The organism is Occallatibacter sp., from assembly GCF_049802275.1.
GTDB lineage: Bacteria > Acidobacteriota > Terriglobia > Terriglobales > Acidobacteriaceae > Telmatobacter.
Map to the genome: position 1 here is coordinate 17,709 of NZ_JBARMD010000105.1, position 12,795 is coordinate 30,503.

General features: G+C 59.0%; 13 protein-coding genes. 7 read left to right on the forward strand and 6 right to left on the reverse strand.

All coding sequences use genetic code 11. The features are described 5' to 3' along the window. Window positions 1-101 precede the first annotated feature (101 nt). The 3 genes from WA354_RS03405 to add form a co-directional block, all read right to left on the reverse strand. Window positions 102-806, reverse strand: coding sequence for a Crp/Fnr family transcriptional regulator (locus WA354_RS03405; RefSeq protein ID WP_472811607.1), 705 nt, complete (start codon window positions 804-806; stop codon window positions 102-104). An 87-nt stretch (window positions 807-893) separates the two neighbouring features. After that, on the reverse strand, window positions 894-1,082 hold the full coding sequence (locus WA354_RS03410) for a hypothetical protein (RefSeq protein ID WP_472811608.1): 189 nt from the start codon (window positions 1,080-1,082) through the stop codon (window positions 894-896). A gap of 77 nt (window positions 1,083-1,159) precedes the next feature. Continuing rightward, complete coding sequence (gene add / locus WA354_RS03415) at window positions 1,160-2,140, reverse strand: adenosine deaminase (RefSeq protein WP_472811609.1); 981 nt, start codon at window positions 2,138-2,140, stop codon at window positions 1,160-1,162. A gap of 176 nt (window positions 2,141-2,316) precedes the next feature. Here add and purD point away from each other — a divergent pair, with 176 nt between their 5' ends. Beyond that, complete coding sequence (gene purD / locus WA354_RS03420; RefSeq protein WP_472811610.1) at window positions 2,317-3,597, forward strand: phosphoribosylamine--glycine ligase; 1,281 nt, start codon at window positions 2,317-2,319, stop codon at window positions 3,595-3,597. A gap of 44 nt (window positions 3,598-3,641) precedes the next feature. On the opposite strand, the gene WA354_RS03425 is transcribed toward purD, so the two are convergent. Together WA354_RS03425 and rpsU are read right to left on the reverse strand one after the other, a co-directional pair. Then, complete coding sequence (locus WA354_RS03425; protein ID WP_472811611.1) at window positions 3,642-3,968, reverse strand: zinc-ribbon domain containing protein; 327 nt, start codon at window positions 3,966-3,968, stop codon at window positions 3,642-3,644. A 308-nt stretch (window positions 3,969-4,276) separates the two neighbouring features. After that, the gene (gene rpsU, locus WA354_RS03430; RefSeq protein WP_109489384.1) at window positions 4,277-4,474 is read right to left on the reverse strand and encodes a 30S ribosomal protein S21; all 198 of its coding nucleotides are present in this window, start codon (window positions 4,472-4,474) and stop codon (window positions 4,277-4,279) included. A gap of 229 nt (window positions 4,475-4,703) precedes the next feature. Between rpsU and WA354_RS03435 the strand changes: the two genes are divergently transcribed. The 4 genes from WA354_RS03435 (at window position 4,704) to WA354_RS03450 (ending at window position 9,156) form a co-directional block, all read left to right on the forward strand. Further along, window positions 4,704-5,222: a gamma carbonic anhydrase family protein gene (locus WA354_RS03435; RefSeq protein ID WP_472811612.1), complete on the forward strand. Its 519-nt coding sequence runs from the start codon at window positions 4,704-4,706 to the stop codon at window positions 5,220-5,222. A 63-nt stretch (window positions 5,223-5,285) separates the two neighbouring features. Continuing rightward, complete coding sequence (locus WA354_RS03440) at window positions 5,286-6,095, forward strand: phosphatase PAP2 family protein (RefSeq protein WP_472811613.1); 810 nt, start codon at window positions 5,286-5,288, stop codon at window positions 6,093-6,095. A 108-nt stretch (window positions 6,096-6,203) separates the two neighbouring features. After that, window positions 6,204-6,542: a PadR family transcriptional regulator gene (locus tag WA354_RS03445; RefSeq protein WP_472811614.1), complete on the forward strand. Its 339-nt coding sequence runs from the start codon at window positions 6,204-6,206 to the stop codon at window positions 6,540-6,542. Window positions 6,543-6,561: 19 nt separating this feature from the next. Continuing rightward, window positions 6,562-9,156 carry an ADOP family duplicated permease gene (locus WA354_RS03450; protein WP_472811615.1) on the forward strand — a complete coding sequence of 865 codons (2,595 nt, stop codon included), beginning with the start codon at window positions 6,562-6,564 and terminating at the stop codon, window positions 9,154-9,156. Window positions 9,157-9,244: 88 nt separating this feature from the next. Here the strand turns inward: WA354_RS03450 and WA354_RS03455 are convergent, their stop codons facing one another. Next, entirely contained in the window at window positions 9,245-10,270 is a 1,026-nt protein-coding gene (locus WA354_RS03455) for an aldo/keto reductase (protein WP_472811617.1), read from the reverse strand. 142 nt (window positions 10,271-10,412) lie between these two features. Here WA354_RS03455 and hisS point away from each other — a divergent pair, with 142 nt between their 5' ends. Continuing rightward, a complete protein-coding gene (gene hisS / locus WA354_RS03460) occupies window positions 10,413-11,693 on the forward strand; it encodes a histidine--tRNA ligase (protein WP_472811616.1) in 1,281 nt (426 codons plus the stop codon). 171 nt (window positions 11,694-11,864) lie between these two features. Then, a partial coding sequence (gene aspS / locus WA354_RS03465) for an aspartate--tRNA ligase (protein ID WP_472811618.1) occupies window positions 11,865-12,795 on the forward strand: 931 nt, incomplete at its 3' end.

Below are 12,795 nucleotides of genomic sequence, written 5' to 3' on the forward strand. Positions count from 1 at the left end.
CAAAGCGATGATAACGAGAGCTGTGCTGGGTTGCTCGAGCCTTCCTCGCCGGAAGTATACCGCGACACGCGGCGCAGCTGAGGGATGCCTCGCGTGTCGAGTTAATTCTGTTCTACTTCAATGTAGTTTTCCAGGTGATTCCGAACCAGGCGATAGCACTCACATGCCGTGCTTTCGAGCCCGGGGCGATCGGAGATTACGACTTTACCGCGGCTGTACTTTATAAGACCTTCGCGTTGCAGGCCCTCAGCTGCAAGACTGACTGAGGTGCGTCGGGTTCCCAGCATATCAGCCAGATATTCCTGGGTGAGGTTCAGGGTAGAGGACTCGGAACGATCGGCGCAAAGGAGCAGCCAGCGCGCGAGGCGCTGGTGTACGTCGTGATGCGAATTGCATCCGACGGACTGGCAGGTTTGTACAAGCTGTGCCTGGACATACCGCAAAACAAGATCATGGAACCGGCCATATTGCAGGTACTCATTTCTGGCTGAATCGAAAGGACACTTATACCCATAGCCGGACATCTGCATGTAAACCTTGTTCAGACTCCGCAGCGTTCCGATGAGCGCCGACGCACCCATGACAGACTCGGCGCCGAACATTCCCACTTCGACCTGAAATCCATCGCGAAAGGTGTTGGTCATCGAACCCACTCCATCCTCGATGAAATAGAGGTGGCGGATGGGCTCGCCAGGGTTCTCAATCTCGGTGCCACTGGGCAAGTTCACTCGACGGAGATTCAGCCGTTCAATGACCTCGGGTTCGAGGAGACGCAAGATCCGGTTTTTGAAGCGGCTTGGTTCCATCAGATCGCACCTCAGCTGAAGGATACGCCTTTAGCTACTTGCCGGAAACATGGTCAGCCTGTGCCCTGGTCTACGTGCGCGCGGCACTCATGGGCGCCACCAGCCGGAAGGGAAGATCCATTTTGGGTCAGTGTGGAAGAGCCACCAGATCAGGATCGCGGCGGCGATGAGGAGGAGGCCGAAGGTCTGGTTACGGCGGAAGGCTCGACGCTGCTCGTCGCGCCGCTGGTCTTCGGCCAACTGCTCCAGGTAAGGCTTGATGCGGCGTTCGACCATGCGTGAGCTCTCTTCGGCTGCTGCAATAGACGCGCCGATTCACCACGCATAAGTATAGGGGCTCATCGCCGTGAATTTTAGGATGATGTGGCCCTCGGTTGCACGAGGCGATCAAGCAGTCGCGTTCGCAAATCATCGTCGATGAAGGCGGCGCCGAGGGCTTCGCGATTGCAGGCGGTGAGTTGTTCGCCGGTCCAGGCGAAGTGCTCGCACAGGCGGGCGTACTCCTGCTCCAGGGTCACGTTCGTGATGGTGCGGGCGTCAGTATTAATGCCGAGCGAGACGCCGGCACGATAAAGCTGATCGACGCAGTGTTCGGCGTAGGTGGGAGCGGTGCAGGTTTGCACGTTGCTGCTGGGGCAGACTTCGAGGTGAATGCGGCTGTCTCGGAGATGGCGGATAAGAGTGGGATCTTCGATGCTTCGGACGCCGTGGCCCATGCGGGTGGGCTGGAAGAACTCGAGCGTTTCCCAAACGCTGTCGGGGCCGCGCGCTTCGCCTGCATGCGCGGTGCGATGCAGGCCGTGTTCGATGGCGTAGCGGTAAGCGGGGATGTGCGGGGCGATTGGGAAGCCTGCTTCGTCGCCGGCGATATCGAGGGCTGCGACGCGGGTGCCCGCGAACTGATGGACGAGGTGCGCGGTCTGCAGGCTCTGTTCGGCGTTGAAGTGGCGCAAGGTGCAGAGAATGAGGCGGGCCTCGATGCCGGTGGCGCGGATGCACTGCTCAACGGCGCGATCGACGGCTTCGACGATGACTTCCGGGTTTAGTCCCTGATGAGTGTGAAGGAGCGGGGCGAAGCGGAGTTCAGCGTATATCACGTTATCGGCAGCAAGTTGTTCAAAGACGTCTTCGGTTACGATGCGCAGCGCGTCTTCAGTTTGCATGAGCTGGAAGCCGCGAGGAGCGCGGGTGAGGAAGTCGGCGAGACTGGCGCATTGCGGAGGAGCGATGAATTCGGCGTCGTATTGCGAGCGGTTGATTTCGGGCGCGAGACGAGAGACGGCGGCGTAGCTCAAGGAGCAGTCGAGATGGAGGTGGAGTTCGACTTTGTGCAAGAAGGGCATTATTTGAAGCGGTCCACTTGCGATTTAAACCGAGTTTGCGGAATTCAGCAATGCGCAAGATAAGGCCCTCGCTCTGGTTTGGCAATGCGGCCCGTTTGACTTCCTACGGCTCGATTGCTGACCATGGATTTTCCGGCTATGAGACGTGAAGAGGAAGGTTTGAAGTCATGAAGGTTTTGATCCTTGGTTCGGGCGGACGCGAACATGCACTTGCATGGGCCGTAAGCCGCAGCCAGCGCGTTACTGAAGTTGTGTGCGCGCCGGGCAACGGCGGCATTGCACAGGTGGCCCGCTGCGTTCCTGTGGACCTGAAACATGTGGGCGCGATGGTGCGGCTGGCGGAAGTGGAGCAGCCAAGCCTGACCATTGTGGGGCCGGAACTGCCGCTTTCGCTAGGGGTGGTAGATGCGTTTCGCGAGCGCGGGTACCGGATCTTCGGGCCCACACGGGATGCGGCTCGCCTGGAGTCGAGCAAGGCCTTCGCCAAGCAATTCATGAAACGGCACCAGATTCCCACGGCCAACTACGCAGTCTGCACTACAGGCAAGGAAGTGGAAGAGTCGATCAAGCACTTCCATCCGCCGGTGGTGGTGAAAGCGGATGGACTGGCTGCGGGCAAGGGCGTGATCATCTGCCCGACGCGCCAGTTTGCCATCGACGCGGCGCACGGGCTCTTCAGCGGAGAACTGCTGGGCTTGGCCGAGAAGCAGGTGGTGATCGAGGAGTTTCTCGAGGGCGAGGAGATAAGTTTCCTGTGCCTGAGCGACGGTGAGCACGTTGTACCGCTGGTGCCGGCGCAGGACCACAAGCGCATCGGGGAAGGCGACACGGGACCAAACACCGGTGGCATGGGTGTCTACTCTACCAGCGACATGCTCGAGCCCTCGATGACTGAGTGGATTTTGCACCACATTGCGGAGCCCACGGTGCGCGGAATGGCTGAGGAGGGAATGCCATTTGTCGGCGTGGTCTATTGCGGGCTGATGATGACGGCACGCGGGCCGCTGGTGCTCGAATACAACGCGCGATTTGGCGACCCGGAGACGCAGGCTATCCTGGTGCGTCTTGAGTCTGACCTGGTGGACGCACTGGAGGCTTGCATTGATGGCCGCCTTTCCGAGACGGAGATGCGCTGGAACTCTGGCGCGGCGGCGTGCGTGGTGGCAAGTTCTTCAGGATACCCGGGCAGCTACAAGACGGGGCTGCCGGTCAGCGGCCTCAGCAACGCGGCAAAAACGCCGGGCGCGGAGATATTCCACTCGGGCACTGCTCGTGTCGGGAATCAACTGGTGACGAGCGGAGGCCGGGTACTGGGCGTCACGGCGAGCGGAGACTCACTGAACGAAGCCCTGGCTCGGGCTTATGAAGCGCTGGCGCAGATTCATTTTGAAGGCATGTACTATCGCCATGACATCGGACACAGGGCACTGAAGCAACCGCGCCGCTAGATGCGCGAGCAACCCCGCTGGTCCAACGTCGCGCTGGACGGCCGTCAGTTGGACGGTGTAATAGGCGACGCGGGGGGAGCAGGGGGAGCAACTGATGGGGCTTTGACCTGCTTCTGAAAGCAGGCGCGGCAAAGAACAGGCCGCCCCTGGGTAGGCTTGAAGGGCACCGTAGTTTCCAGACCACAGGCCGAGCAGGTGGTTCGGGTCTCAGAGCGAACACGACCGCCACTGGCACGCTTTGCCTTGCACTGCTTGCAGTGCTTGGGGTCGTTCTTGAACTGTTTGTCGTGGAAGAAAAGCTGCTCACCCGCGGTGAATACGAATTCGGCGCCGCAGTCATTGCACTTCAGAACTCTATCGACAAATTCCATGGCCGGCTTCCCCAAAGCAGGGACCACGGTTGAAATCGGCCATGAACTTGAGAGCTTGCCGTCCCGTTTCCCTGTCTTTGAACGTCCTTCAACAACAAGGGCCCGGGCCGCCACAAACGGAGCGGCTGCATTACAGCGTCTCCGCAGTGAGGGAGACTCAATTATTTCGCGCCTTTTTACAACTCAGCTTCAGCGCAAGTTGTAATCAAAAATCACGACATGCCGCTCATTTTCTTTCTATATGGCTGTCGTCGCTGGGGGAGCAAGTATAGCCTGAACGGCACATCGCGATTTGTCTGTTACGTAACCTAGTCTTGCTCTTTACGAGCTTTTTTGCGATTCCGCTTGCGTGCCAATGCTGCTTTCACGCGGCGCTTTTCACCAGGTTTCAGATAGTAGGAATGACGTTTTACTTCCTTGATGATGTCTTCCTGCTGTACCTTCCGCTTAAACCGGCGCAGCGCGTTCTCAAGCGGCTCGCCTTCTTGTAAGCGAACCTCTGCCAAAGGATCCCACCTCCAAACCTGCCAAAGGGCCACATACATGATACTGGAAGTGCCTGTTCTGAGCCAATTTAAGGAGAATTTCCACTTTGCGGGCTCGATGCTTTCACGTACGGAGTCCCTGGCTCCCCAACACCTTTCGTATCAATCAAAATTCAACACCTTCTGTTTAGCAAATCCAGGGATTCATACCGGTTCGCTTACACTGGTCTCCTGAGGTTTTCAACGACCGATGATCCGCCGCTACCAGGGGCACCTTCCGTCCATTCCCGCAAGTTGCTACATCGATGTATCCGCGCAAGTAATTGGGGACGTCGAACTTGGAGAACACTCGTCGGTCTGGATGAACGCTGTTCTGCGCGGCGACGTCAATTCGATTCGCGTGGGCTCAAACTCGAACGTGCAGGACTGCGCGGTGCTGCACGGACAGCGGCATCTATACTCCGTGACGATAGGCGACTGGGTAACGATTGGCCACAACGCCACGGTGCATGGATGCGTGGTGGAGGATGCAGTGCTGATCGGAATGGGCGTGACTATTTTGAATGACTGCCGGATCGGGGAGGGTTCGATCATTGCGGCCGGCGCAGTGCTGCCGGAGCACACGCTGGTTCCACCGAGAACGTTGTGGGCAGGCGTGCCGGGCAAACAGCGGCGCGAACTCGGCGAGCAGGATCGAAAGCTGATTCTGGAGTACGCCCAGAATTATCTCGACTACACAAAGATCTACCTCGCAGAAGCGGATAAGTAAATGCAGAATGACCTTTCGTTCATCTGAATTAAAGATGTAGATCGATTAGCATCGAAGAAGCCAGTGAATATCTCCAGCAAGATCTTTCCGCGTTACGCTCGATGTGCAGGTCTCCTGCTAATTGCAGCCGCTTTGTGTGTCGGCGTCGATGCGCAGACGTGGCCGCCTGCGACCTCGGTGCCTAACGCGCCGCAACCGCAGGAACCGGTGACGCTGGGCGCGACACCTCTGAATCTTTTGAAGGATCAGGGAGCGATCTGGTCGAGCCCAATCCGCATCCGTGAAAAGGAACTGCGCTACCTTGTCCCCCTTGGCCTGGCAGTAACCGTCGCTATCGCTACCGATCACCAGGCGATGACAGAAGTAGTCTCGCAGAATCCCAGCTTCAATGACGCGAACACCAAAGCCTCAAACGTTCTGGTTGCTCCCCTCATCGCGGCGCCAGGAGTGCTGTTCCTAGCCGGACAATTCAAGGCTAACGAGCATGCGCGGGAAACCGGTATTCTGGGCGGCGAAGCCATGATCGACAGCCTGGTTGTCGAACAGGGGATGAAACTGATTTTCTTGCGCGAGCGGCCGACCGTCGATGACGCCAAGGGTAAGTTCTTTCAGACCAACGTCGGTTGGGACTCGTCGTTTCCTTCTTCTCACAGCATGATTGCATGGTCGAGCGCGGCTGTGCTCGCGGATGAGTATCCCTCGCGGCTGAACCAGATTTGCCTCTATACTCTCGCGACGGGTGTGAGCCTGACACGTGTGCTCGGCCAGGACCACTTTCCCTCGGATGTGCTTGTGGGCAGCGCCTTTGGCTGGATGATCGGCCATTATGTGTACAAGAAGCACCACCGCTGGCACAGACCTGATTCGCAATAAGGACATCTAAGTTTCTCGCGGCGAGAGCCTGGCAATGTCCCTATTCGTCACCTTCTCCTTGACAATCTACATATCGCCTTTTATAGGTAGATTGTCTAGGAGAGGACGATGGCCCCACTCGAAAAGGCGGACCTGCTTCAGGGCACGCTCGACCTGCTCATTCTAAAGGTCGTAGCTCTTGGTCCCGTACACGGCTACGGCATCTCGCAACGCATTCGGCAAATTTCAGACGAAGTTCTGCAGGTGCAGCAGGGATCGCTGTATCCGGCCCTGCACCGACTGGAGAAGCGCGACTGGCTTGAAGCGGACTGGGGCGAGTCAGACAACGGCAGGCAGGCAAAGTTCTATCGGCTTTCAGCGAAGGGCCGGAAACAACTGGCCGCCGAAGAGGATACCTGGAACCGGCTATCGCGGGCGGTTGCCCTGATTCTGGAGACGGCGCGGTAAACGTGCCCAGGAGGCAAGGATGATTTGGAGACGCCGCTCTCGTAGACCAGTTCCTGAGAATGCCGTTGAGCAGGAAATCAGCTTTCACATTGCGGAGTTGACGGAGGCTTACGTGAGGCTGGGCTTGCCGCCGGATGAAGCACGGCGTCGCGCCATCCTCGAATTTGGAGGGCGGGAACAGGTTAAGCAGCAGGTGCGGGAGGTGCATCTCTCCGCTTTGCTTGAAAGCGTGTTGTTCAATCTGAAGTCGGCTGTACGTTTCTTGCGGAAATCTCTTTCATTTTCCGTTGTCGTCATCGTCACACTGGGTCTCGGAATCGGCGCTAACAGTGCGGTCTTCTCAGCAATCGATGCAATCATTCTTCGAGCACTTCCGTTCCCGAGTAGCAACCAGCTGGTTGCGCTTTATCAGCACGACTACAAGGGGCGCGACGCCAACACATTCGTCGCTCCTGCGCGGCTGGAAGACTGGAACCGGCTGAACTCGACGTTTCAGGCAATCAGCGGGTACTACTTTGACAATCTTTCCGAGACCTCCGGTTCGCTGCCGGAGAAGGTCACCGAATGCCTGGTAGCACCGCGCTTTCTGGAGGTGATGAGAGTTGCGCCCGCACTGGGTCGCGGGTTCGCCCCGAACGAAGAGCACTGGGGAGGGGCGAGCGCTGTGCTCATCAGTTACGGGTACTGGCAGCGGCGGTTCCATGGGGATCCTGCGGCGCTGGGGCAGCAGGTTCATGTAAGCGGCTACACCTCGACGATCATCGGGGTGATGCCAGAGTCTTTCCAATTTCCGAATGCAGACGTGGATATGTGGACGCCGAGCGCGCCGGATGCGCCGTTTGCGCGGCGACGGGATGAGACGTGGTTCACGGTGATCGGGCTGATGAAACCTGGTGTAACGGTCGAACAAGCCGCAGCTGATCTCGCCACCGTGCAGAGCCAGCTCGGCAAACAGTTTCCGAAGCCCGATGCGGAACTTACGGTCCAAACGGTGGCACTGAAAGAAGTGATCGTCGGGAGCACGCGGAGTTCGCTGTGGCTGCTTTACGGATCGGTTTCGCTGCTGTTGTTGATTGCCTGCTCGAATATTGCAGCCCTATTGCTGGCCCGCACAACCGAACGCGAGCACGAGGTTTCGATTCGCTTCTCGCTCGGTGCATCAAGGCTTGCAATTGTCGGTCAGCTCCTGTCGGAGGTATTTACGCTTGCCCTGCTTGGATCGCTCGCCGGGCTGCTGATCGCCGCAGCCTCCGCACGTGGTTTCCATCTGCTGGCGAAGACTTTGCCCCGCGCCGAAGAAATCGCGCTCAACTGGCAGATCGTGGCCTACACGCTGGTGGCCGCGGTCGCGACGACTTTACTGTGCGGGCTTTTCCCGGCCCTGCGCGGAACGAGACGATCCCTGGCGAACTCGCTGGCTGCTGGAAGCCGAACCCAGGTGTCGACGCGTGGCAGCCTTCAATGGATGCTCGTGGGAATGCAGATCGCACTCACGGTGAACCTGCTGATTGGTGCTGGGCTGCTGTTGCGCAGTTTTCAGCAACTTGCGCGGGTGGATCCGGGATTTGAGCCTGGCCATGTGCTGACGTTCCAGGTGAGTGGGTCGTGGGGCGAAACCAGCGAGATGAAGAATGTGATCCGGCGCATCGATCGTACGCTCGAGAGCCTGCGCACATTGCCCGGCGTGGAGGCCGCATCGACGGCGGCGATGCTTCCCGGCGTTCCGTCGCAGTACCAGACTGAGTTCAAGATCGACGGCAAGCTGGAAACGGGTCATCCGATCCTCGCAGACAGCCGGTACGTTTCAGCGGGCTACTTCGACACCATGCGGATTCCGCTACTGGTTGGTGAAAGCTGCAGGCAGGCCTCGAGCACCAGCGACGTGATGGTCAATCGCGCATTCGCGGACAAGTACATGGGGGACACTCTGGCTCTGGGGCACCAGGTCTCGGGAGCCGTCTACAACGACTTCCTACCCGAGGGCATAATTCGCGGCATCGTGGGTGACGCTCGCGAAGAGGGGTTGAACACGCAACCGGTGCCTACGGTGTACTCCTGCTTCAGCGCGCCGGATCCGTTTCCCAATTACCTCGTTCGCACGCATGGCGACCCGATGGCGATGGCGGAGACGATTCGACGGCGAATTCACGAGATAGAGCCATCCCGCTCCGTATATGCTTTTGCGCCACTGCAGGAGCATCTGGATGAAGCGTCATCGGAGAATCGGCTGCGCACCGTGCTGCTGACTCTCTTTGCCGCTATCGCAATTCTGCTGGCATGTATTGGACTGTACGGCACGTTGAGCTACCTGGGACGGCTGCGACGGCGTGAGGTGGGGGTCCGGTTGGCACTGGGTGCGATGCGCAACCAGATTGTTGCACGATTTCTGATGCAGGGTCTGCGCGTGGCAGTGATTGGATGTGCCGCAGGCCTTGCGCTCGGCCTGGGACTTTCGCACTTTATCGGCTCGATGCTGTACGGCGTGTCTGCGCTTGACCCGGCAACGTATGTCGGCGTGATTTTGCTGATATTGCTGGTTGCCGGCTGCGCGTCTCTGGTCCCTGCTCTTCGAGCGGCCCACGTTGAGCCGGTGCAAGTGCTGCGCGAAGAATAGACGCAGTTCATAGTTCGCAGTTCTGAGTTGGAAGACGGGTAGAGATGCATCAACTTTGAACTTGGAACTACTAACTTGGACCTGGCACTTACACCGGCATCGGGTTGCGCTCTACAAAGTTACGCTGGTGCCAATAGGGGTAGACCGGTGTGACCGCGCTGGCTTTGTCGAGCCTGGCTACCTGGTCCGCAGTCAGTTTCCATCCAGCGGCATCGAGATTCTGCCGAAGCTGCTCTTCGTTGCGGGCACCGAGAATGATGGACGACACGGTGGGCCGCTGCAGAAGCCAGTTGAGGGCGACCTGCGGAATGGTCTTTGCCGTCTCTTTCGCGACCGCGTCAAGTACGTCGACTACGTTATAGACAAACTCATCCGCAACAGGCGGTCCCTGCTCAGACGTCTTGTGCAGGCGGGAAACTTCAGGGAGCGGTTTGCCGCGGCGAATTTTGCCGGTGAGACGGCCCCAGCCGAGCGGGCTCCAAACCAGGGCGCCGACTCTCTGGTCGATGCCCAAAGGCATCAATTCCCACTCGTATTCTCGGCCGACAAGCGAATAGTAGACCTGATGACCGACGAATCGCGTCCAGCCGTAGCGATCGGCAACTGCAAGGGATTTCATAAGGTGCCAGCCGGAGAAATTCGAGGCGGCGATGTAACGCACTTTGCCTTCGCGGACGAAGGTGTTCAGCGTGTCCTGAACCTCTTCGATAGGGGTGAGAGCATCGAATCCGTGCATATGGTAGATGTCGACGTAGTCGGTACCGAGGCGGCGCAGGCTGGCCTCAAGAGCCTGGCGCAGGTGGTAGCGGGAGGTGCCGCGATCGTTCGGCCCGTCGCCCATGGGGAAATAGGCCTTGGTGGAGATCAGCGATCGTTCGCGCTTGCCTTTGAGGGCGTGGCCAAGAATCTCTTCTGACTGGCCGTTCGAGTAGCCGTCGGCCGTATCGAAGAGATTGACGCCGGCTTCGAGGCAGATATCGATGAGGCGCGTCGCTTCGGCAACATCGGTGCTGCCCCATGCTTTGAAGAATTCGTTACCGCCGCCGAAGGTGGCAGCGCCAAAACTGAGTGCAGGAACCTTGAGGCCCGAGCCTCCTAGGAGTCGATATTCCATGCCGTTTGGATTGTCCAACCCCATGCAAGGATGCACTTCGTTATGGCTCTCAAAGCTTGATCGAACTTCACGACCGGGTGGCGAGCATTGTTGACTAGCGCCCTTCGGCCGCCATCCTCTGGCCATTTAGACTAGATGAGTTATGGCCACATTGAAAGCTGTGCGCGGCACGCGCGATCTTCTGCCCCCTGAAACCGCGCTGTGGAATCGCATTGAGGCGACGGCGCGCGCGGTCTTTGCGCGATACAACTTCGGCGAGATTCGCACGCCGGTCTTTGAAGACACATCGCTCTTCTCACGCAGCGTGGGCGAAGAGACGGACATTGTCTCGAAGGAGATGTACACGTGGGAGGATCGCGCCCGCGCACAATCTGAGAAGCCGCAGTCTTTGACGTTGCGGCCTGAGAACACGGCTGGCGTGGTGCGGGCATATATCGAGCGCAAGCTTGGTGATACGGGGCAGTTGCAGAAGCTCTATTACATTGGGCCGCAGTTCAGGCGGGAGCGGCCGCAGAAGGGGCGGTACCGGCAGTTTTCGCAAATTGGGGCAGAGGTGATTGGACCGCCGTCGGCGGGCAGCGAGTCGCCGCTTAGAGATGCGGAAGTGCTGGAGATGCTGGCTACGCTGCTGGATGAGATGGGCATCACCGGGTGGACGCTCGAGATCAATTCCGTTGGGTCCTCTGCGGACCGGGCGCGGTATAACGAGACTCTGCGCGAGGCATTGATTCCGCTGGCGCCGAAGATGTGCGTGGACTGCCAGCGGCGGGCGGTTACGAATCCGCTGCGGGTGCTGGACTGTAAGGTTCCGGAGGATCAGGCGATCATCGAGACGCTGCCGAAGATCGTGGATTCGCTGGATGATGCGTCGAAGGAGCACTTTGCCGCGGTAACGGCGGCGCTGGATGCGGCGGATGTTCCTTATACGCGAAATCACCGGCTGGTGCGGGGGCTGGACTATTACACGCGGACGACGTTTGAGTTCACGCATGGAGGGCTGGGCGCGCAAAATGCGCTGCTGGGCGGTGGACGCTACGACGGGTTGAGCGAGGCGATCGGGGGGCCGAAGGCTCCGGGGATCGGCTTTGCGATGGGCGAGGACCGGCTGGTGCTGACGCTGCAGGCGCTGGAGGCCGCCAAGCCCGAGAAGAATGACGCGTATATTGCGCCGCTGGGCGAGGCGTTGAACCCTGCAGCCCTGGCGCTGGCGCGTGAGTTACGGCGAGGCGGACTGAGCGTGGAGTTGGGAGATGGATCTTTCCGGTTGAAGAAGTCGTTTGAGGCGGCCGATCGCACGGCGCGGCGCATCGTCATTCTGGGCGAGGATGAACTTCAATCCGGTATCCTAACGGTGAAGGACTTCTCTACCGGTAATCAGTCCAAGGTTTCGCGCGCGGATCTGGCAGGGGTTCTCAAACAATGAGAACGTTTCGCTGGGTTCGTGCTTTCCCACCCAAGCGCTAAAAAACGCGCATGGATGGGGCACCCGACAATTCAATCAATCGTCTTATGGCACGACCAAGATCGTGTCTCTTGAAGACGACAAAGGAATGACGTTTTGCTCGACTTTTTAGGCAATCTGGAACGCACCAACATGTGTGGCGAATTGCGCGCCGCGAACGCAGGCGAACAAGTGGTTGTAATGGGCTGGGTGAACCGGCGCCGTGACCACGGCAACCTGATCTTTCTGGATGTGCGCGACCGCAGCGGCATTGCGCAGGTGGTGCTGGATAAAGAGCTGACGCCGGCGGGTCATCTCAAGGGCGAGCAGGTGCGGCCGGAGTACGTGGTGGCAGCGGTGGGCAAAGTGCGGCTGCGCGACAAGGATGCGATCAATCCCAAGATGCCAACGGGCGAGGTGGAGATTGAGGCGACAGAGCTGCGAATTCTGAATGACACGCGGCTGGCGCCGTTTTCGCCTTCGGAAGAGGCCATTCAGAACGAGGAAACACGGCTCAAATACCGTTACATTGATCTGCGGCGCGTGGAGATGCAGCGCAACTTCTGGTTGCGGCATGAGATTACGCGGGCCATTCGCGAGAGCCTGAGCGGACAGGGATTTCTGGAGATCGAGACGCCGATCCTGACGAAGTCCACGCCGGAGGGGGCTCGCGATTTCCTGGTGCCAAGCCGCGTGCATCCGGGCGAGTTCTACGCACTGCCGCAGTCGCCGCAGATCTTCAAGCAGATCCTGATGATTTCGGGGTTCGATCGCTATTTTCAGATTGCACGTTGTTTCCGCGACGAGGATCAGCGTGCGGATCGTCAGCTTGAGTTCACGCAGGTTGACCTGGAGATGAGTTTTCCGCGTCGCGAGCACGTGTTTGCGGTGGTGGAGAAGTTCTGCGCGGCGGCCTGGGCTGCGGCGGGCATGACACTGCCTACGCCCTTCCCACGGATTACATATGACGATGCGATCCGCCAGTATGGGTCAGACAAGCCGGACCTGCGTCTGCCGGGGCTGACGGACGTGCGGTCGGCGTTCCCTGAAGAGGCGCTGGCGACGCTGCAGATCGATCCGGCGC